Raw genomic sequence first — 21776 nt, forward strand, 5'->3', positions numbered from 1 at the left:
TAGCACTTAAACATTTTATCAAGCTGACAATAACTTGTCAAGAACTTTTTAAAATAATTTTCTAACAAATTATCAAGTGAATGATAATTTGTTAGGCGATGTCTAACAGACAACTTAATCATCTTACCGAAGTTACAAGATCAAGTCAAGAACTTTTTAAAAATAATTTTGACGATCAGTGCGAAGCAATTAAGCTCAAAGCGTTGATGTCATTGCTCTGTCGCAACAACAAGATATATATTACCAATCATAAAGAAGTAGCGCAAGTGTTTTTCATAAAAAAGTTGAATTATTTCGTTTTTTTTCCGAAATTGCCTTCATAGCGGTCTTTACCCACTCATTTTTATGCTGTGCAATCGTCTTATAGCCAATCTTATTTCGATAATCAGTCCAAAAGTGCTTATGTAATATCGGTCTGCCTAGCTTCTCTGGTTGCAATGCACGGATCGATAAACTGATCTTATGGTTATACTCATCGATTCCCATGACTACGACTTTAACTTTATCGCCAACTTTATACTTGGTATTCAAATCATCTACAAAGCCATGCTTCAATTCTGAGATATGGATCAAACCTTGTTGATCATCCCCTAGTTTTACAAAGACTCCATATGATTGGACTCCTGAGATGGTTCCGGTAATTATGTCTCCTATTCGCATTAACTTTCCTCCCTCTGTAAAATGTAAATGTGTAACAATGTATCTATAGATTATATAACAGAAAATGGTGACTAAGATTATGAATGACAAAATTTATGACATTTCAATTATAGGTGGTGGTCCGGCTGGTATGTTTGCGGCTTACTTTGCTCGCTTACGTAACTTAAAAGTTTCATTAATAGAAAGTTTACCCAAATTAGGTGGTCAACCGGAAACGCTCTATGCTCAAAAGCATATTTACGACGTAGCAGCTCTACCTAAAATATCGGCTACTGACTTAGTCAAGCAACTCAACGCCCAACTAAGCCTGATGAACTGCGACCAATACTTGAATACTTCAGTTTCTTCTATAGTAAGAAAAGATGATCTCTGGGTACTGACGACTAATAAAGAAACTATCTATACTAAGGCTGTGATCATTGCTATCGGTAATGGCTCCTTCCAACCTCGCAAATTGACTTTCGACTATGATCCAACGTTAGAAAAACAACAACTGAACTACTTCGTCAATAATATTGAAGACTTTGCTGACAAAGATGTTGTAGTTGCCGGTGGTGGCGACTCAGCAATCGACTGGGCCATCGATCTCAATCAAGTTGCCAAGAAAACATCCCTTATACATAGAAGAAACAGATACCGAGCTATGGAATCTAGCGTAAAAAAACTCAATGATTCTACCGTTCAGCAGCTCAATCCCTACATCATCAAAAATATTGGCTTTAATCAAACTGATCACGACAAGATCGACATCACTTTAAAAATGATCAAATCTGACGAATTAAAAACTATTACAGCTGACAAATTACTGGTCAATTATGGATTCGTTTCTGATTCAAAGATTCTGCGTGATTGGAATATCGACTTACAAGGTCCTTTTATCAAAGTAACTCAAGAAATGGAAACCAATTTACCAAATGTCTTTGCCATCGGTGACATCGTTACTTACCCTGGAAAGTTGCAACTGATCGCCACGGCCTTTGCTGAAGGGCCTATTGCAGTCACTAAAGCCTTGCGTAATCTGTATCCGGATAAAGACTTTTTCGAACACAGTACTTCTATTTTTGAGAAATAATTTTTAAATTTCATTAAATTTAAAGTTATTTTAAGTTATGCTAGTATAATGAAGTTTAATTTGAATTCTGGAGTTGATTGATTGAGTTACGTAATGGGTCTGATCGATTTCGTTTTACATATTGATAGTCATTTAGTCAATATCGTAAACAATTTCGGTATATGGACATATTTGATACTGTTTCTAATCATCTTTATTGAAACCGGAGTCGTCATATTACCATTTCTTCCTGGAGATTCTTTGATCTTTGCCGCTATGGCATTGGCTGCCAATCCAAAATATGGATTGATAACGTGGCTGATGTTTCTGATTTTCTTAACAGCCGCAGTCTTAGGAGATTCGTTGAACTACGAAATTGGTGAGCACTTCGGAGAGTATGCCACGAGGAACAAATACCTCAGCAAACTGATCAATAAAGATCACTTAGATGAAGCACATGCTTTCTTTGAGAAAAATGGTGGTAAGACGATTGCCATCGGAAGATTCATCCCTCTAATCAGAACTTTCGTACCTTTCGTTGCCGGTAGTGGAACAATGCACTATGGAAGTTTCTTGAAATATAACTTTATTGGAGCTTTCCTGTGGGTATTGGTTTGTTCCGTAGCTGGACACCTTTTTGGTAACATTCCAGTCGTTCAGGAGCATTTCTCCATGATCATCTTGGGAATCGTCTTGATTTCACTTATCCCAGTCTTGATCACCGCACTTAAAAATAGAAAAAAGAAAAAAGCTTAGGAAAATTTTCCTAAGCTTTTTTTAGTCTAGCTTTCCAGAAGTTCAATCCTTCAAATAGAATGAAGAATAAAACAAAGCATTGCGTAAAGAATTCCTCTGGCAAGATGTTGATCACTGGGTCCTTTTCGGGATCGAATAACCAATCGCTATTGCGAAAGAGAACTTCATGGAAAATGACAAAGAATTGATCGAAGTTAAACATCATCATGATTGCTAAAAATATCCCCACGATGCCGATCCAAAGAAAAGTTCGATTGAATCTGGCACGGATTTTATGAAATTTAGCCACGATTGCTCCGGAGACAATAAAAACGCCGAAGTTTAATAAAAAGAGTTTTTTACAGTCTAAAAAGTGTAGTCTTCCCGCTGCTGATGAGCCAAAGTCACTCAAATGCCACTGCCAGTTGAACGGATTGATCAAATAGTCCATCATCTGGGCATAGTTTTTCATGATCGTTCCATATTTCATATCGACTGCCTGCTCCAAATAATAGTGCTTGATGTCGATTGCAAACAACAAGTAACTAGCAAAAATCGTTACAGTAATAGCTGTCGTCAAAATAAAGAAAGCTAACGCAATCGTGTAGAGAAGGTCTTTTTGCGAATTAGACATCCCATTGATCCAGACTTTCTACTTGATGCGTTGGTTTGATCGGTGCATTGTCGATATCTTCATGCGTGCTGACGCCAGTATTGACCCACAACGTATCGACGCCCGCATTGATACCGCATTGAATGTCAGTATTGTAGTTGTCGCCGACCATGACCGCTTTTTTAGGGTCGAAGTTTCTAGCTTTGACCGCAAAGTCGATAATCTCACGCTCAGGCTTACCAATATAGTGAGCTTTTTGCTGAGTTGAAGTTTCAACCAAGGAAATGACTGATCCGGCACCAGGAACAAGGCCACGTTCGTTAGGCAAGTTAGTATCGGCATTGGTTCCAATAAAGAAAGCCCCACGTTTGATAGCCAAAGTTGCTAGTTCAAATTTGTGATAAGTCACATCGTAATCCAATCCCACGATAACCACGTCAGGATCGACTTCATTCAACTTGATACCTGTGTTAAAGACGGCACTCTTCAAACCGTACTCACCGATTACATAAGCTGAATGATTTTTAATATCGTCACCAAACATATTTTGGATATAAGCTGCAGTTGCCAATGAAGGTGTCAAAATTTGTTGCGGTTTTGCTGTGATCTGATGATTATTCGTCAAATTATCAGCCACTTGCTGTGGTGTTTTCGTCGTGTTGTTCGTTAGAAAATAATAGTCGACCCCAGCATTGTTCAAATTATCAATGAACACCTTAGCTTCAGGAATCTTATCTTTCCCACGGTACATAGTTCCATCTAAATCAATTAAATATGTTTGATACTTCATTTATTCTTTTCACCTATTTTTCTAATTTTGAAGGCCTTTTTAGTTGAATGCGTTGTTGTCTTCTTCTTGTTATTGACGTGACGCTTCGTGACCTTGTTCTTCTTCTTTTGATTTGAATGATTGTTCGAATGCGATTTGGTTGGCTTCTCACTCTTCTTCACACCTGGTTTGGCATGATTCATCCGTGTCTTGAACTTATGGTTAGTCTTTTTGTTGGTATGGTTGTTGGTCCGATTATTAGTCCGGTTGGAACGACGGTGCGAAACCTTTTTAATTGGATCTTTTTTGACCTTTTCAAGCACAAAGTAGGCACAGCCAAAGTTACAATATTCCAATAAGTAATCTTCCAAATGAGAAATACGGTTCTCCAAGTTGCTTTCTTTACGCTCATCTTCATAAAAACCTTTGAATCTTAACTGATCGTAACCCCAATCGCCAACGATATAATCGTACTTTTCCAAAACGTTATTGTAACGTTCTTCAATTCGTTCTTTGTTAAAACCATCATCGTGGTTTTCAACTATTTTATATTGAGTTTTATCGATCGTGATCAAATCATCTTCTAGTTTGATCACATCAACTAATTTGTTATTAGTATCCTCAACTTCTTGCAAGTAATCACCTCAAATCGGATATTTTTTGCTCAAGTAATCTCCGAACACACTTCTTAAAAATTTGGGATACATAATTTCATTATTTCCGGCAATCTCAATCGATGGGAAATATGGTACGAATAAATAATGATCCAATAAAGCTAAAGTATACTCTTGATTCTTGTTTAATTCTTTCCCATTTATATAGACGTTACGTTTCTCATCGATCGTAATGCCACGATAAACCAGTTCGCCAAATATCTTACCACGAAATCCCATACCTTTTTGCATATGGTTGCGCAAATATAGCCGGTTCTTTTCCATTTCCATAACCAACCGCCAAACATTGTCTCCGGTCATGGTCGTTTTCATGACGTGAATAGCGTGGGGCAAAATATCATGCAAGTTTTTCTCAGTGATGATTCCTTTAGGCAGATCACCCAGAAATAGTCCGGAACTCAAAATGGCGACTTCACCGTGTGCAAATTCTTGCGTTGCCGTCAGTGCTTCTTGCATGATAGAATTTTGAGCCGTATAGTCGCTACTCAAAGCGTGCGGCAATTTGGCGACCTGTTGATGATCAAGTAAGTTTTCGCCCTTAGCAAATTGCTGCTTGATCCAAATCTCATCCCCGCTTTCAACTGGCAAAGATTCCGTCTTGGTTGTAAAAGCAGACTTATTAACAATTTTTTTACTATCATCTAATTCAAGATCAATCGTTCCAATATGTTGACCATACTTACCAGCTGCTGCCAACAACACGCCATTGTCTACTTCACCTTTGGGAAACAGATGGTGCGAATGGGAACCAATAATGACTGTGATCTCCGGATGCTTTTGTGCGATCAAGCGGTCCATAGATACGCCCAAGTGCGACAATAAAATGATCACGTCGCAATCTTTGACCATTTCCAGCGCTTTCGGTAACTTTTCTTGGACCAGTTTAATATCCCAGTTCAAGAGTGGATATGTCAAAATATATGGTGCCGTCAAACCGATAATACCGATCTTAGTCTGTCGTTTGGTCGTAATGATTTTATAAGGTTTAGCAAAGTGGGCTAATTGGCCATCTTTTTCATAGACGTTATCCAAAATAACTGGGAAATTAGCTTGGTCATATAAATGTTCCAATTCTTCGTGACTGTTACCCAAGCCTTCGTTGTTACCAATCGTTGCTGCATCATAATGCAATGGATTCATCCACTCGATATTGGCCTGACCATTAGTAGCTTCACTCAACGGGTGCGCACGGTCCATGGCGTCCCCTAGGTCGAACAAATAAAAATCATCGGCCGTACTCTTTTGGAGTGACTCGTCGATAAATCTCTTCACTCTAGGAAAGTTCTCAAAGTGTGAATGTAAATCATTAGTATGAACGATTTGAATTTTTTCCATAAGAACCTACTTTCCTTGCTGTCTAGCAATTTGATCAGCTAAATCCTTTTTCTTCTTGTCGTACATTTCAAGAATCTCTTCACCACGCAAAGGCGAACCCCATGGCAGATTCTCAGTTAAATAGTCTCGTTCAGGCGCATCGACGCCGACGTTGATATTTTCGGGGATTGGCACAGAATAGTGATGGATATGGCCGTGCAAATTGATGATCTTGTCAACTTTACCGAGCAGCATTGGATAGTGCGTGCAATAAAATTGGTGATGATCAAATTTCAACAGCGAACCAACGTCTTCAAATTCGAATCTTGGCTTGCCATCGCTCAACAATTCGTTGCGTTTAGCCAGAAATTTAAACAGCGCATGATAGTCGTGGTTGCCTTTGATCAAAGTCATGTGACCATTTAATTGTCTTAACATATCATACGTTTCTTCATTAGTTGGTGTATTCTGGGGACGCATCGAAATGTCGCCTAAATGATAAACGCGGTCGTTTTCATCAACTCGTTTGTTCCAGGCATCGATCATCGCTTGGTTCATTTCATCCACGTTGCCAAAGTGTCTGGGGGCGAAGTTGTTCGGTTGCAATAATTGATAATGATAAAAATGCATATCAGCTATAAAATAATTCATTTGCCTAATCTTCCTTTGAAATTATTCGATTGGCCTTGAGGATATCGTTGAATGCATCGCGAATCTTACCTTCGGGCTTCTTGTATTCAACCCATTCTGTCATTTCCATAGGTGGAACTGTATAATTTTGATTGACGTAGTCTTCATAGACACTAACCGCCGAAGAATGTGGGATATTGAGTTTTAGAATTCTGACCTCTTTGATCAATCCTAATTCAGCGGCCTTCTCAGCTCTACCATTCATGACGATATTAGCAAGTTCGTAATACTTAGTACCATCATTTCTAGTAATTTGTTCAATAATATCTAATGTTTGTTTTTCATTGTCCATTGTTATACCTCACGTTTCACTACTTATTTTAGTATATAATATCTAAAAAGTTAGGGAGTTAATTATGATTTCAAAAAGTTTCAATCTTTTCAAAGTATCACTAGCTTTATTACTATTTTTCTTTGCTAGTGGTTTTACCGTCATTGGTCACCGTGGCGATCCAATCAATGCTCCTGAGGAGACTTTCGAAAGTTTCAACAAAGCTTTCTCTGAAGGCGCCGACTATGTGGAACTAGATATCCACGTTTCCAAAGACAACGTCCTAGTGGTTTCACACGATCGTGACTTACAGCGAGTCACAGGAACTTCAATGATCGTTTCACAGCATAATTTCTCTGACTTGGCTGCTTTGCATCAAAAAAATGGTGAGCCAATCCATAGTTTGAACCAAGTCTTTGAACATTACAAAAATAATCCTAAAGCTAAATTTTTGATTGAGACGAAAAAGGCCAAAAAAGGTAATCCCCAAAACATGGAAGAATTACTAAAACAAGCCATCGATCAATACGGCATGCAAGATCGGGTCATGTTCCACTCGTTTTCAACTAAGAGTTTGGAAAATGAATCGCAACTGATGCCCAACATCCCTCGAATCTTTATTGCGGGGACGATCAAGCGAGTCAACTTTGACATCTTGCAATACGTTTCTGGCGTCAACCTTTCGTCAAACATCGTCACTCCAGAAATTATCAATACGATGCATTTTATGGGCAAAAGCGTTTATGTTTGGGACGAAATGAACGAGAGCCCTAAAAAATGGAACACTTTGATCAACATGCCAATCGATGGTGTGGTCACGAACTATCCCGCTACTGGTAACGAATATCGGGAATTGAAAGACCAATCTAAGAGTGAGGTCTTGAATCAAAATGTCTACTATATGAGTACTCACAAGGAACCAATTTACGAAAATCCTTATCGTCTGATCAAAACTGACAAACACGTCAATCCTTTGGACGGCTATCACATTACTAATATCGTTAAGTTTGACGGTGAAAAGTACGTTCAACTGGGCGAAAATAAATTTGCCAATGCGACTGGTTTCAATTCTGAATATGCACTGAAAGATCTGCGCCAATACTTCGGTGCCAAAGCTGTTTACCGCAACCAACAGCCTAACAACTTCTTATACAGTGAACCCAATAATCCCACAACTGTGATCAATCGTTTAGAAGTCAACCAGCCTGAACAAATTATTACCATTCAAAAAATCGGTACGCAGACTTGGTTGAAGCTAAAAAATGGCTGGATCAACTCGCATAATGTCTTGATTCAGCTAAATCCGGACAATTACATGGGTAATGAGTCAGAAAAGAGCTATTATGAATTGCCTAAAGGCCAACGGATCAAAAACATCGATCTGTTAGAAAATATTTCTATAATGCCTGCGACAACTGATCAAACGCTGGAAAATGCCGATTTAATCAGGGATTTCAACAATATTTACGTTGATTTCTCGTTCAATCATGATAACGATTCCATAAATAAGATTTAGGTAGATTAGCCTTTAAAGCTAACCTTTGGTAAAATATAAAAAACTTCACCTGGAGGTCAAAGATATATGTCTATAGATTGGGAGAAGGAAGTTTCGCATCGTTCAGACGAACTGATCAACGATCTTTCTGAATTAGTAAGTATTGATAGTTCTAGAGATACAGAACACAAGACTAGCGATTTTCCATTAGGCCCTGGTCCTGCCAAAGCTTTACAAACATTTTTACATTTTGCAGATCGTGACGGTTTTACAACAAAGAACGTCGACAATCTTGCCGGAAGAATTGAAATAGGTGATAACGATGATGCCATCGCAATTTTATCTCACGTCGATGTTGTTCCTGAAGGTCCAGGTTGGAATACTAATCCCTTCGAACCAGTAATCAAAGACGGTAACTTTTATGCTCGTGGTGCTGCTGACGATAAAGGCCCTGGTTTAGCTGCTTATTATGCTATGAAGATCATTAAAGAATTGAACTTGCCTACTAGCAAGAACGTTCAATTGATCTTGGGTACTGACGAAGAGAGCGAATGGGTCGGCATCAACCACTATATGGAAACAGAAACTATGCCTGAAACAGGTTTCTCACCCGATGCAGAATTTCCTGCCATCAACGGTGAAAAAGGAATCGTTTCCTTCAAAGTTGACTTCCCTACGCCAACAATTGGTTTAGTAAAATCATTTGCTGCCGGTATCAGACCTAACATGGTCCCACAAATTGCCGATGCAGAACTCGAGCTAAACGTTGTCGATGCAGAAACTTTGAAAGCAAAACTGAATGACTTCTTAAATGCTCATCCAGAAGTTAAAGGTTCTATCAAGATCGAAGATGCCATCGCTCACGTTCAAATCGTTGGTAAAGGTGCTCATGCTATGGAACCATTCAATGGTATCAATGCCGCTACTTACTTAGCATCTTACTTAGTAACCTTGGACTTAAATGACAGTGAAAAACTTTACTTTGGTTTTATCGCTGACAATTTACATTTAGACTTTGCCGGAAAAAATCTCGGTATTGCCAACAAAGATGATGTTATGGGTGAATTAACACTTTCACCTAATATCTACGAATACGATGCAACTAAAGCTAACATTCTCTTGAACATCCGTTATCCAAAGGGCGACACTGGCGAAACTTTAACTAACAAGATCAACTTAGCTTTGCCAACTGGTGTTACGGCTGCTATTGAAGGCCACAACCAATTGCCTCACTTCGTAGCTGCTGACGATCCATTGGTACAAGCCTTAGTTGGAGCTTACCGTGATCACACCGATGACGATACTGAACCATTCACGGTCGGTGGCGGTACTTACGGAAGAATCTTGAAACACGGTATCGCTTATGGTGCAATGTTCCCTGGTGATGAAAATGTCATGCATCAACCTAATGAATATATTAATATCGATAAGTTATTGAAGTCGACTGCTATTTACGCCGACGCCATTTACCGCTTGATTAAGTAATAAATTAAAAAGTTCTGTAGAAGTACTTTTCTACGGAACTTTTTTTGTTTTTACACTTCTAATTCGATTTTATTATATAATTACGGTATGTAACTTTTTAAGGGAGCTTATTTAAAAGTGAAAAATTTATGGAATAGCATTGTCAACAGCTTTAAAAGTATCCACAGCTGGTCTGATTTTGCTAACAAAGCTAATCTAACGATTGAAGTTATTCGCAGGATCGTCTTGTATACTATTGCAGGTTTATTGATCCTTTTGAGTTTAGCAATCGGGCTAGGAATGGGATATGTTTCTGCTTTGACTACTCAAGTAGCCGTCCCTACCAAGCATGAAATGAAGACGCAACTTCAAGATGTCAATAACTCGGCCACGTTATATTTTGCCGATGGCTCTAAAGTTGAAAATCTTCAAAAAGACCTCGAGGGTAAAAAGGTTTCATTATCTGAGATGTCACCATACCTAAAGAAAGCTATCGTCTCAACCGAAGATAGTGATTTCTATCGTCACAAAGGTGTCGTTCCTAAATCTATTTTTAGAGCTATTATTTCTGACGTGACTGGTATCGGTGCTCAAACCGGTGGTTCTACTTTGACTCAACAGACAGTCAAGATGCAGATGTTATCATCTGAAACGACTTGGAAACGTAAAGCCGTCGAAATCTTCTTGGCCATGCGTGTCGACAAGTACTTCACTAAAGATCAGATTCTTGAATATTATCTCAACGCTGCCACTTTTGGTGCCAACAACAAGGGACAAAATACTCAAGGTGTCGCTGCCGCTGCTGAGGGTCTCTTCGGTAAAAACGTCAGTGATCTGAATTTGGCTGAATCAGCCTTTATTGCCGGATTGCCTCAGAGTCCTTCCGTCTACACACCGTATACTAAAGTTGTCAATGACAGCAACACGACACAACGTGGAACTTTCAAAGATGATATAAGTCTTGGTATGAAGCGTAAAAACATCGTACTTTATCGAATGTATCGTGATAAGAAGATCACTGAGCAACAATACAATGATGCTAAGAAATTTGATTTAAAGAGCGATTTCTTGAAACCTGCTAAAGCAAGTCAAAAAGAAATCAAATACGGTTACATCTACAACCTCTTGACTGATCAAGCGAGAACTATTTTGATCAAACGTTTGGCCAAGAGCGACGGCGTCAAGTACAGCGATATCAAGAAAGATAAGAATCTTTACGAACGTTACTATACGCAAGCTGATACCGAGTTGCATAACAAGAACTACAAGATCCACAGTACGATCGATAAGAAACTTTATATTGCTATGAACCAACAAGCACAACAATTCAAGAGCAACTTGGGAACGACTCACTCAGATGACGCAACTGATCCTAATACTGGTAGAGCTATCAAAGTTTCTGAACCAGTTCAAAATGGTTCCGTCTTACTCGACAACAAGTCTGGTCAAGTCCTAGCTTTCGTCGGTGGGGTCAACTTTAAGAAGTCTCAATTAAACCACGCTTTTGATACGCAACGTTCACCTGGTTCGTCGATCAAACCTTTGATCACCTTTGCACCTGCGATTGAAAATGGTTTGATTGGTTCACAATCTATGCTAGCCGATTTCAAGACTAAATTTGGTACATATTCTCCAACCGATTACGGTGAGACGATTCAAAACCGTTTTGTTTCTGCTCGTGAGACCTTGGAAGAATCATACAACATCCCTTCCGTTAACTTGTATAACTACATCATGCAACACGGTGTCAGTTCTAAGAAATACATGTCAAAGATGGGCATTCACCTTACTGACAAAGAATATCGTCAATTAGGTATTACTTTGGGTGGTACCGCTACTGGTGTAACTGTTCTTCAACAAGCCAGTGCCTTTTCAACCTTCGCCAATAAAGGTGTCCACGTCGATCCGTATGTCGTAGCCGACGTTAAAGATCCTTCTGGCGATACGATTTACAAGCACAAGGGAACTAAGAAGCGCGTCTTCACTAAACAAACTTCTTACATTATTAAAAATATGCTTCACGGCGTTGTTACTAAAGGTACTGCTTCTGCCCTTTCATATGAGGCCAACTTCAGTACGAAGAACCTCTTTGGTAAAACTGGTACTTCTAACGACTATCGTGATAACTGGTTCATCGGTAGTACTCAAGGTATGACCTTAGCTTCTTGGATCGGTTACGATAACTTCTATGGCAACAACTACAATTTAGCAAGTAATTCAACCGATATTAACCAACAGCTTTGGGCCAACATGGCCAATGCCCTTTACCAAGAAGACCAAGGAGTCTTTGATGTCAAACAGAGCTATGCTAAACCACAAGGCGTTAAGACATACAAAGTCGATAAAGAAACTGGTACTCTCACTGGTACGATCGGCTACAATGGCGTCACTACTAAAGTCAACCAACACACAGCTAAGTCGCTTTATTACAAAGGCAGCCCTAACGATATGTCGTATGAAGACTTTGCTATCGGTGGTAAAGCTAAGAACTACAAGCTATTCTGGGATAATTACTTTGGACGCGATAATGGCTACATGGTCGTTAAACGTCTGGGTGAATCATCGAAGAGTGCTGACGAATTAGCCAATGAAAATGGTAGTGGACGTACTTCCGGATTCAGTAACAGTACTAATAGCAACGACTCATCCGAAGTAATCACCAACAGTTCATCATCTACTTCAAGAACTAACAGCAGCACTACTAACTCAACCACATCCAACGGAACTTCCGAAACTGGTACCGGATCATCCGGTTCTGGCACTGGATCGGGTTCAGGTTCTGGCTCAGGTTCTAATTCTGAATCAACTAACTCTTCAACCTCAACTAACGAAACTGGTGACAGTGCTTCATCAGCTGGCGATACCGTTTCAAACGGATTCACGGCAAGCGATACTGCAGGCGCTGGAGAATAACTAAAGGTCCAATCAAATATTAACGTAAAATCATCTATGACTCTGTACTTTGGAATCATAGGTGATTTTACGTTAATGTGGCTACCAGCTCGGTTTATGATAGAATTAAAATGTTACTTTGATTTAAGGAGATACTTATGTATTTTAGTCCAAGCTTTTTACAAAACTCGTTGTACATCGTGGCAGTGATCTTGATTGTTTTCATCATCGCCGTTATCACTTATAAAATTAAACACAACACCAAAATATGGGACAAAACTATGACCTTGGCTTCAGTTGTCTTACTCAACACGCTCTACTCGATTTTAGGTGGCTTTATCGATTTACCTTATGAATTGAGTTCAGTTGTAACTGGCGGTTTGTCATTAGTGGCTTTCGGCTACATAGTCGTCATCATTTGGGATCTACACAAACAAAGAAAAACTATCAATAATAAATAAAGCAGCCCATTAAAATTTGGAATAAATTTTAATGAGCTGTTTTATTTTTTCCATAACGTCAAATATGATGTAATATTACCATGTAGTATAACCATTTAGGAGGAAAAAATATGAAGCCAATTTCCAATGTTCAAATATCTGAATTTACAGTCGACACAAGTGTGGGTTCGATCAAGGTAATTAAGCATACTCCTAGTGATCCTCAAGGCATGATCATCAACCTCAATGGGGGCAATTTTCTTTGTGGACCGGGACTGCAGGATCGCCAATTCTGTGAGAATTTATGTTTAAAGACTAACTTTATCGTCTTGGAAGTCATTTATCCACTAGCACCCAAGCACCCTTATCCCGACGCCTTAAATGCCAGTTACGAAGCGATTCAAATCCTTCAGCATCAGTTCAATTCGACCTTGGGGCGGCCAGTTATCATCGGTCACAGCTCTGGTGGAAATCTAGCCGTCGGTACACAAATCTTGGCCCAACAAAACCGCCAATCTAAAGCTAAAAAACTGATTCTTGACTGTCCAATGCTGGATTTAAATACTGAACCTGCCAAAAAGGACTATCCTGAGGATTCCGAAATATCTCCAGAACTATCGCAAAAAGTCATTCAGGCCTACTTACAAAACAATGAAAAGAGCAATCCATTAGTTTCGCCGGTCTTCGCTGATGAACACAGTCTAGTAGATTTTCCACCAACTGCTATTTTAACCGCTGATTTAGACGTCTTACGTGATGAAGGTAAGCGCTTCGAAGAACTCTTATCTCGTCACGGAATCAAAGTTTGGTACCGCAATTATCACCACGCTACTCATGGTTTCATTATTATTGGTGGCAATCGCTCCAAAGATGCCTTTGCCGACATTATCGAACAAGTTAAAAATAACTAGAAGTCGCATGACTTCTAGTTATTTTTTTACCATTTATATTGTACAGGATTTTTAATATATTTATTGTAAACATCACGGACAATTTCCATTTGTTCAGGTGTAAAGGCTGGTAGATCAGCTGCTTCAACATTTCTGGCAATCTGTGAAGGTTTGGAAGCTCCTGGAATAACAGTGCTGACCGCATCAGACATCAAGATATAACGCAAAGCCATTGGAGCCAAAATATCTCCAGCACCAAGGCGTTCTTTCAATTCATTTGCTGCTTTAACGCCAGTAGCATAGTCGACGCCTGAGAAAGTCTCCCCAGCATCGAATTCCTCACCATGACGGTTAGTCGTACGATGATCATTCTTACCAAATTTAGTTTCGAGCGTATACTTTCCACTCAAAATACCACTAGCTAAAGGAACTCTAGCAATGATCCCGACGTCATGCTGTTGGGCCATCTTGAAGAAATTATCGGCTGGACGTAAACGGAACATGTTGTAGATGATTTCAACTGATGAAATGTCGTAATCCAAAGCCTTCATTCCTTCCTCAACTTTTTCAACACTGACGCCGTAGTTCTTGATCTTACCTTCTTTTTTCAACTTATCCATCGTGAAGAAAACTTCTGGTTCATAATAAACTGATGTTGGTGGACAGTGCAATAATACATTGTCTAGCGCATCAACATCGAGATTTCTCAAACAGTCTTCGACAAATTTAGTCAAATTCTTTTCATTATAACCACTAGCAACGTGTGGGTCCAAACGACGACCGATCTTGGTTGAAACAAAGACCTTATCTTCCTTACCCTTGATAAATTTAGCAAGTGCTCTTTGAGAGTCTCCATCTTGATAAACATCTGCTGTATCAAAGAAATTGACACCTGCGTCAAAGGCTGCTTCAAGTGTTTCTTGGGCATCTTTTTCACTGAAAGGATCTCCCCATTTAGAACCTAATTGCCAAGTACCTAAAGATACTTCACTAGCATTGAAGCCAGTTTTTCCGAATCGACGATATTTCATCTTAATCCCTACTTTCTTTCCTTCTAATCAAATATAATTATGATTATTAATTGGTATATGTCAATTGATAACCTAACGGTCGACTTAGCTCCAAGGCCAGTAGAAATTTTATTGCCGTATTTTTACACATCAGATCTTGCCATTTGATACAATTAAATTACCATTAACACGCAGTCCATTAAGGAAGTCTGACTACATGACTAACGATAAAATGACCTTGAAATACTTTGAGGAAAACTATTTCTATAAAACCGACCTGATCAAAATGTGTCGTGACTATGGTTTACCCACTTACGGTACCAAAGCCGAATTGAATAATTATCTCCGTTCATACTTGTCAAACGTTCCACTTCAAAATATCAAATCACCAAGAACTAGAAAATCTACGCCTAGTCTGACTTTTGAACAAATAACTTTGGACACTAAATTGATTGGTTCTGGCTTTTCTTTCAACAATGCCGCTCGTAAATTCTTTGCTGTCTATTTTGGTGTCGAAAAGTTCTCCTTTAAAAAGGAAATGGCGATTATCAAACGCCAAACTGAAACTGATAATGACACCGAAATGACCGTTGGCGACTTATTGAGTGAATATGTACATTTACAAAAAACAGATAATAATCAATCCTTATTAGGAAACACCGCTGAGGAGTCAACTTATCAATGGAACAATTTTTTAAAAGATTTTTGCAAGAGCGATGAAAGTCATAACTTTAATGACAAATTGAAAGTTGCTTCAATCTTATGGAAACATATTAAGAGTTCCTCACAGCCAAAGAAGTATACTGATGAATTATTGACTGATTACCAAACAGAGATCAGTTGTTTTCAAAAATAAAACCTGCCGCACAAACGCGATAAAAACACAACTTCTTCCGCATAATAACAAAAATACCAATATTCCCATAATTCAGGAATATTGGTGTTTTTCGATTATTGCTCAGAAATTAACGGTTCTTTTTCAACTTTGGTTACATACAATTATTTAGATATACTAATAGGCCATCCAAAATCAACTGGATGACCTTTTTAGTATTGTTTTAAATAAAATAGCGAATCATTAGATCTAAAATTTTAACACTACTAATGTAAAACAAATAAAAAATCGTTTAGTCTGGAATGGAATTCTGGTGGATGCTCAGCCGTGGTAGTCTCTTGACTGGCGTACTTTGCCAGGTTAGAGACAGACAAGCTTAGAGACAATTTGAACTGTAATTGGCTCTAAGTTGCTCTCACTGCGTTCCAGCGTCCACCAGAATTTCATGGAAGACGGCAGTGAACAACCAAACTTGAAAAAGAACCAAATTAACCGAGTTTTGTTATACTTTTTATTTTGTAGAACCACGTTTAACAATGCTGTATGGCAATTTGATAGTATTTTCATCAATTTGTTCTTGGTTCATCATCTTAGTCAAAAGACGCATTGAAACAGCACCGATATCATATAGAGGTTCTTCGATTGAACTCATCTTAGGACGAGTTACTTCACAAAGGATAGTATCGTTACTTGTTACCAATTCGAAGTCATCAGGGATCTTAACTCCAGATTTAGTAGCTGAGTTCAAAATACCAGAAGCCAATAGGTCATCTGTTACATAAGCGGCAGTTGCGCCACTGCTCTTAACGGCATCCCAGATTGCTTCTCCGGCACGAACTGAATAGTCTGCTTCGAAGACCAAGTTAGATGAAAAGTTCAAGTGAGCTTTCTTCAAGGCTTTCTTGTAGCCATCTAATCTGAATTTACCATCGATAGGATTTTCCAATGAACCACCAACAAAGGCGATTTTCTTGTGGCCATTTTGTGTCAATTGACCAACTACACTGGCAACAGCATCAGTAAAGTCAATATTTACACTGGCACTTTCATTATTCTTATCGACAGAACCAGCCAAAACGATTGGTGTCTTTGAGTTTGCTAAGATACGTTTGAGTTTCTTAGACATTTGTTTACCCATGTAAATAATTCCATCAACTTGCTTTGATAACAAATTATTCAAAATTTGCTCGTCATCGCCAACAGATTCTTGTAAACTTGTAAGAATAATATTGTACTTGTACATTGAGGCAACATCATCGATCCCCTTAGCCAATGATGCGTAATACAAGTTAGTGATATCAGGTAAAATTACCCCAATAGTTGTACTCTTTTTACTTGCCAGTCCACGGGCAACAGCATTAGGACGGTAATTCAAACGGTCGATAACTTCCAAGACACGTTTTCTAGTTTCTTCCTTTACATTGGCATTGCCATTCACTACACGTGAAATAGTTGCCATTGAAACATTGGCTGCCTCAGCTACATCATAGATTGTTACTACTTTTTTCTCCATTAATATTCACTCTCTCAAACAATATTTTCATTAATTAACTCTAATTTATCAAAGATTTTTACATTTTGCAAGCGGTTTCTACATTATTGGTATATGTTTTCATATTTTTTCAAAAAGAAAATCATTTTCAGTGATATACTACTAATAAATATTGTCGTAAAGGAGTATTTTCATGAAGAAACAATTAATAGCATTACAAGAGTATTTAAATCAAAACGGACTTGACGCCGCTTATGTCTCAAATCCTACTGATATCAACTATTTCACTGGTTTTTACAGTGATCCGGTCGAACGTATTCTTGCTCTTCTAGTTTTCCCAGATAAAGATCCTTTTATCTTCGCTCCTCAACTTGAAGTCGAAGCTGCTAAAGAAGCTGGTTTTGATAAGGATGTTTTCGGTTATCTCGACCACGAGAATCCATTTGCTTTGATGGCTGGTCACATTAAGGATGTCGCTGGTACCCCTGTTAAATGGGCTATCGAAAAAGATGACATGTCCGTTCAAAAGCTCGAAGCACTCGAACAACAATTCCCTGACGCTCAGTTCCCTAACAATCTTTCCCGCTACATGGAAAACGCTAAGTTGATCAAAACGCCGGAAGAAATTGCCGAATTAAAAGCTGCTGGTGACGAAGCGGACTATGCCTTCTCAGTTGCTTTCAATGCCATTAGGGAAGGCCGCACTGAACAAGAAGTCGTTGCTGAAATTGAATACGCTATGATGAAAAAAGGCGTTATGCACATGAGTTTTGACACGATCGTTCAAGCTGGTGCCAATGCTGCTAATCCACACGGTGGTCCCGAAAAAACACCGATCGAAAAGAACGAATTAGTTCTCTTCGATTTGGGAACAGTTCACAACGGCTATATCAGTGATGCTTCCAGAACCGTAGCTTTTGGCAAACCTGATGACAAGTCTCTCGATATTTATAAAGTTGACCTAGAAGCACAATACGCTGCTATGGACGCTGCCAAACCTGGTATCACAGCTGCTGAACTTGATAAAGTTGCCCGTGACATCATTACTAAGGCCGGTTATGGCGAATACTTCATTCACCGTTTAGGTCACGGTATGGGTACTTCAGAACACGAATTCCCATCAATCATGGAAGGTAACGACATGGTCCTTAAACCAGGTATGTGCTTCTCGATCGAACCCGGTATTTATATTCCTAACGTTGCTGGTGTCAGAATTGAAGACTGTGTCTACATCACTGAAGATGGTTGCGAACCATTCACACAAACTTCTAAAGAATTGAAATATATCGATTAATCACAATAATTTTTGTGCATCTGCATAATTAAGCAAATATCCTTTCATTTTTTTCACGCTCCTTTTGTTGATATAAAAGGATTTGTGAAAGAAATTTCAGTAACTTGCTTATGAATTTGCATATTGGATATACCATGATAGCTAAATGTGTTATTATATATAAATAATCATTCAAACATGCCATATCAGAACAATGGTTATTCTGAGAAGGATCCTTTCGATATGGCATGATAGTAACAACCATTCACAAAAATACATGCATAATAAAATCCCTAACTGACTAGTTCAGTTAGGGATTTTTTGTCGTTGTCATTATTGAATTATTCTTTAATGTCATCTTCGTCAAAGACAATATTAGAATCATCTTCATCATCTTTGATCTTATCAACTGTTTCTGCCATGTGATCTTTCAAGGCATCTGTCTTTTCGTTGAATGAATCGATCAAGTCGTTGTTAGTATTCAGGCCAACACCACCGTTGTTGAAGTCGCCACGGATAGTTTTGATATTTTCCAATACTTTTTGGCCCGAATCACTGGTTAAATACTTAGAGGCCAAATATCCTGATGCACAGCCCAACACTAGGCCTAAAGCGAAATGATTATTTTTCATAGTTAATTATTCTTCTTTCTAGGCCAAATTTTAGCTGCTGTTTTGGCAACCGTAGCTAAATTAGCGAGTGTCAACATATTTTGGAAATTGAAGCCAGTGTTTGGCTTTTCTTCAGTAGCCTTAGCAGATTTCTTACCAAGGTTCTCAACGGTATCAAACAAAGGATTTAACTTGCTTGATTTGGAATTGACATCATCCATCAAAGTATTTGTCTTATCAACTAATTTAGTACTTTGATCCATGATCTGCTCAGTATTCTTAGAAAGTACTTCAACCATTTTGGTTGTTTCCTTCATTGTTTCTTGCAATTCTTGAAGCAATTTAGCAGTTTGAACTAAAGTTCTGGCTAAATACACAACCAATACTACAAAAGCAACTGCTGCGATTAATCCTGCAATTTGTCCACCAGTCATAATCTTACCCTCCTGTATTTTAATAGCACTTTCATACTAGCATTTTATTAAATCAACGGCAATCAATTACCAATTAATCCAACTTTGCCACTGCTTTTCGAGCTTTTTGATAGCATTGCCACGGTGACTGATCTGGTTCTTTTCTTCAACAGTCATTTGTGCCATCGTCTTATCCAATTCAGGGATATAAAACAACGGATCGTATCCGAAACCATCATCCCCTTCGGGGAAAGCCCCAATCAAGCCTTTGACCTCGCCTTCAACGACTAGATCTTCGTCATTGTTAGGATTAGCAAAGACTAATGTCGAAACGAATCGAGCCGTTCGCTTTTCCTTAGGTACGCCACCTAATTCCATCAATAGCTTGGCATTGTTGGCTGCATCGTTGTGGTCTCCGGCATAACGTGCTGAATAGACGCCAGGTCTGCCATACAATGCGTCAACTTGTAACCCAGAGTCATCAGCGATAGTTGGTAAGTTAAACCGTTCCATCACCGCATGAGCCTTCAAGGTAGCATTCTCCTGGAAAGTTTTCCCCGTTTCTCTAATTTCAGGAAAATCAGGAAAATCTAGCAATGTTTTTAAAACAAAGTCCTGATCGTTAAAGACGCTCTTGAATTCACGAGCTTTACCAGGATTCTTAGTTGCGATTATTATTTCTTTCATCTTCTCCTCCAATTTTTACTAAACTGATCTCATCGATATCCGTATTCAACCATTGTTTGGCTAATCTTGAAAAGTCTTCGATATCGGCTGTGGCGTGCAATCTTAATACATGGTGCTTTTGATCGTTCAATAAGTTATTTTCAGCTAAATAATTTTTAGTTGTCTCTACTGTGCTGACCGCTGGATCGATCAACTTGGTATTTGGCAAATATTGATTGATCTGCTTTTTCAACATTGGAAAATGCGTGCATCCCAAGATCAACGTATCATAGTTGCTGGCTTCAAATGGTTTCAAAGTCGTTGCAATCGTATTTTGAGCTGCCTGACTATCTGCTTGGTCAGCTTCAACAATCGCTACGAATTTTTGGGCGGCAATTCCGCGGACGGTTATTTTAGGATCGATCTCTTTTAGAGTTTGACTGTAACTCTTAGAATTGATTGTCGATTCCGTTCCGATGATACCTACATGCTTTGTCTTAGTAGTCTTCGCAGCTTCTTTGGCTCCTGGTTTGATGACGCCCAACATAGGGACGGTAAATTCTTTTCGCAATTCTGATAATGCATTGGCTGTAGCTGTATTGCAGCCATAAATAATCAATTTAACATTTTGGCTAGTTAAATACTGTACCATTTCGCGTGTATAAGCTATGATTTGGTCATGAGTTTTTACACCATAAGGCATTCTTGCTTCATCACCAATGAAAATGACATTCTCATTTGGCAACTGTTTGATGACTTCTTTGACGACCGTCAAGCCGCCTAGTCCAGAATCTAGTACTCCAATTGGTCTTTGATCACTCATAATGTTACCCCTGCCTTCATTTAAGCGAATTATCTGTATTTTATGAAAATTATTATGTTCTATCTTTTACATTGACTTAAAAAGCAATTATTCTAATGATATAATGAATTGTCTGAAAAAAGGAGTTAAAATAATGGCCGAAAAATCTAAAGATCTCAATAAATCAACGTTAACAGATGCCCTACAAAAAGAAAAAGATGGTGAAAATGTAGGCACAGATACGTTAACCGAAAGCTACTTTGCAGTTTCGGTACTCCGTGATTTTATCCTTCCTGACCTTCTCGATAAAGATACCGTTGAACTACTATATTGGGCCGGTAAGAATCTTAGCCGTCAATTAATCCTTGATATGGAAAGTTTACCAGAATTATTCGTTAAAGCAGGTTTTGGAAAACTAGAAATCGTTAAGCAAACACCTACTAGCTACACATATAAACTAACTGGTCCCGAAGTTGAACAACGTTTCGATACTAATAACGATGATCCTGAGTTTTCATTAGAAACTGGAATAATTGCTGAAACTGTCGAAAAAACTATCAGTGCGTACTCCTTAGGAACTTACACTGTCAACAGTAAAGCCAAAAGCGTTTCAATTAAAATACAAATTGATCGAAACTAAAGTATACACCTAAAAACGATCAAAATGGTAGTGTACAAGCATACAAAAAAAGATCCAGCGACTGATTTATCAGCTG

23 protein-coding genes are annotated in these 21776 nt (G+C 38.6%); 10 read left to right on the forward strand and 13 right to left on the reverse strand.

Annotated features, from left to right (window positions below; all coding sequences use genetic code 11):
- Positions 1-273: 273 nt before the first annotated feature.
- Entirely contained in the window at positions 274-660 is a 387-nt protein-coding gene (locus FD29_RS06175) for a CvfD/Ygs/GSP13 family RNA-binding post-transcriptional regulator (RefSeq protein WP_057888079.1), read from the reverse strand.
- Positions 661-739: 79 nt separating this feature from the next.
- On the opposite strand from FD29_RS06175, the gene FD29_RS06180 reads away from it, so the two are divergent.
- On the forward strand, positions 740-1732 hold the full coding sequence (locus tag FD29_RS06180; RefSeq protein WP_083477793.1) for an NAD(P)/FAD-dependent oxidoreductase: 993 nt from the start codon (positions 740-742) through the stop codon (positions 1730-1732).
- A gap of 93 nt (positions 1733-1825) precedes the next feature.
- On the forward strand, positions 1826-2467 hold the full coding sequence (locus tag FD29_RS06185) for a DedA family protein (protein ID WP_057888111.1): 642 nt from the start codon (positions 1826-1828) through the stop codon (positions 2465-2467).
- Positions 2468-2477: 10 nt separating this feature from the next.
- Here the strand turns inward: FD29_RS06185 and FD29_RS06190 are convergent, their stop codons facing one another.
- From FD29_RS06190 to FD29_RS06215, 6 genes are read right to left on the reverse strand one after another with little or no spacing between them, the layout of a single operon-like run.
- Positions 2478-3080, reverse strand: a complete 603-nt coding sequence (locus tag FD29_RS06190; protein WP_057888081.1) for a TIGR01906 family membrane protein — start codon at positions 3078-3080, stop codon at positions 2478-2480.
- Positions 3073-3849 (reverse strand): TIGR01457 family HAD-type hydrolase, encoded by a 777-nt coding sequence (locus FD29_RS06195; protein ID WP_057888082.1) that lies wholly within the window; start codon positions 3847-3849, stop codon positions 3073-3075. Before FD29_RS06195 ends, FD29_RS06190 begins: the two co-directional genes overlap by 8 nt.
- A complete protein-coding gene (locus tag FD29_RS06200; protein WP_057888083.1) occupies positions 3846-4463 on the reverse strand; it encodes a YutD family protein in 618 nt (205 codons plus the stop codon). Before FD29_RS06200 ends, FD29_RS06195 begins: the two co-directional genes overlap by 4 nt.
- A gap of 9 nt (positions 4464-4472) precedes the next feature.
- Positions 4473-5837, reverse strand: coding sequence for a bifunctional metallophosphatase/5'-nucleotidase (locus FD29_RS06205; RefSeq protein WP_057888084.1), 1365 nt, complete (start codon positions 5835-5837; stop codon positions 4473-4475).
- Between the two features lie 6 nt (positions 5838-5843).
- On the reverse strand, positions 5844-6467 hold the full coding sequence (locus FD29_RS06210; protein ID WP_057888085.1) for a metallophosphoesterase family protein: 624 nt from the start codon (positions 6465-6467) through the stop codon (positions 5844-5846).
- Positions 6468-6471: 4 nt separating this feature from the next.
- Positions 6472-6798 carry a hypothetical protein gene (locus tag FD29_RS06215; protein WP_057888086.1) on the reverse strand — a complete coding sequence of 109 codons (327 nt, stop codon included), beginning with the start codon at positions 6796-6798 and terminating at the stop codon, positions 6472-6474.
- Between the two features lie 64 nt (positions 6799-6862).
- Here FD29_RS06215 and FD29_RS06220 point away from each other — a divergent pair, with 64 nt between their 5' ends.
- The 5 genes from FD29_RS06220 (at position 6863) to FD29_RS06240 (ending at position 13979) form a co-directional block, all read left to right on the forward strand.
- Positions 6863-8293, forward strand: coding sequence for a glycerophosphodiester phosphodiesterase (locus FD29_RS06220; protein WP_057888087.1), 1431 nt, complete (start codon positions 6863-6865; stop codon positions 8291-8293).
- A gap of 66 nt (positions 8294-8359) precedes the next feature.
- Entirely contained in the window at positions 8360-9757 is a 1398-nt protein-coding gene (gene pepV, locus FD29_RS06225) for a dipeptidase PepV (protein ID WP_057888088.1), read from the forward strand.
- Between the two features lie 117 nt (positions 9758-9874).
- Entirely contained in the window at positions 9875-12649 is a 2775-nt protein-coding gene (locus FD29_RS06230) for a transglycosylase domain-containing protein (RefSeq protein ID WP_057888089.1), read from the forward strand.
- A gap of 137 nt (positions 12650-12786) precedes the next feature.
- On the forward strand, positions 12787-13089 hold the full coding sequence (locus FD29_RS06235; RefSeq protein ID WP_057888090.1) for a hypothetical protein: 303 nt from the start codon (positions 12787-12789) through the stop codon (positions 13087-13089).
- Between the two features lie 110 nt (positions 13090-13199).
- On the forward strand, positions 13200-13979 hold the full coding sequence (locus FD29_RS06240; RefSeq protein WP_057888091.1) for an alpha/beta hydrolase fold domain-containing protein: 780 nt from the start codon (positions 13200-13202) through the stop codon (positions 13977-13979).
- Positions 13980-14005: 26 nt separating this feature from the next.
- Here the strand turns inward: FD29_RS06240 and FD29_RS06245 are convergent, their stop codons facing one another.
- Positions 14006-14989, reverse strand: a complete 984-nt coding sequence (locus FD29_RS06245) for an aldo/keto reductase (RefSeq protein ID WP_057888092.1) — start codon at positions 14987-14989, stop codon at positions 14006-14008.
- 196 nt (positions 14990-15185) lie between these two features.
- Between FD29_RS06245 and FD29_RS06250 the strand changes: the two genes are divergently transcribed.
- On the forward strand, positions 15186-15824 hold the full coding sequence (locus tag FD29_RS06250) for an SAP domain-containing protein (RefSeq protein ID WP_057888093.1): 639 nt from the start codon (positions 15186-15188) through the stop codon (positions 15822-15824).
- A 490-nt stretch (positions 15825-16314) separates the two neighbouring features.
- Here the strand turns inward: FD29_RS06250 and ccpA are convergent, their stop codons facing one another.
- Positions 16315-17316, reverse strand: a complete 1002-nt coding sequence (gene ccpA, locus FD29_RS06255; protein WP_057888094.1) for a catabolite control protein A — start codon at positions 17314-17316, stop codon at positions 16315-16317.
- 172 nt (positions 17317-17488) lie between these two features.
- On the opposite strand from ccpA, the gene FD29_RS06260 reads away from it, so the two are divergent.
- A complete protein-coding gene (locus tag FD29_RS06260) occupies positions 17489-18589 on the forward strand; it encodes a M24 family metallopeptidase (RefSeq protein WP_057888095.1) in 1101 nt (366 codons plus the stop codon).
- A 320-nt stretch (positions 18590-18909) separates the two neighbouring features.
- Here FD29_RS06260 and FD29_RS06265 read toward each other — a convergent pair whose 3' ends face one another.
- The 4 genes from FD29_RS06265 to murI form a co-directional block, all read right to left on the reverse strand.
- Positions 18910-19200, reverse strand: a complete 291-nt coding sequence (locus FD29_RS06265; protein WP_057888096.1) for a hypothetical protein — start codon at positions 19198-19200, stop codon at positions 18910-18912.
- A 2-nt stretch (positions 19201-19202) separates the two neighbouring features.
- The gene (locus FD29_RS06270; RefSeq protein WP_057888097.1) at positions 19203-19613 is read right to left on the reverse strand and encodes a DUF948 domain-containing protein; all 411 of its coding nucleotides are present in this window, start codon (positions 19611-19613) and stop codon (positions 19203-19205) included.
- 66 nt (positions 19614-19679) lie between these two features.
- Positions 19680-20279, reverse strand: a complete 600-nt coding sequence (locus FD29_RS06275) for an XTP/dITP diphosphatase (protein ID WP_057888098.1) — start codon at positions 20277-20279, stop codon at positions 19680-19682.
- Positions 20254-21081 carry a glutamate racemase gene (gene murI, locus FD29_RS06280; RefSeq protein ID WP_057888099.1) on the reverse strand — a complete coding sequence of 276 codons (828 nt, stop codon included), beginning with the start codon at positions 21079-21081 and terminating at the stop codon, positions 20254-20256. Before murI ends, FD29_RS06275 begins: the two co-directional genes overlap by 26 nt.
- Positions 21082-21214: 133 nt before the next feature.
- Here murI and FD29_RS06285 point away from each other — a divergent pair, with 133 nt between their 5' ends.
- Entirely contained in the window at positions 21215-21700 is a 486-nt protein-coding gene (locus FD29_RS06285; protein ID WP_057888100.1) for a DUF2507 domain-containing protein, read from the forward strand.
- The last annotated feature ends 76 nt before the right edge of the window (positions 21701-21776 follow it).

The sequence above is a fragment of the Companilactobacillus mindensis DSM 14500 genome (assembly GCF_001434275.1).
Classification (GTDB): Bacteria; Bacillota; Bacilli; order Lactobacillales; family Lactobacillaceae; genus Companilactobacillus; species Companilactobacillus mindensis.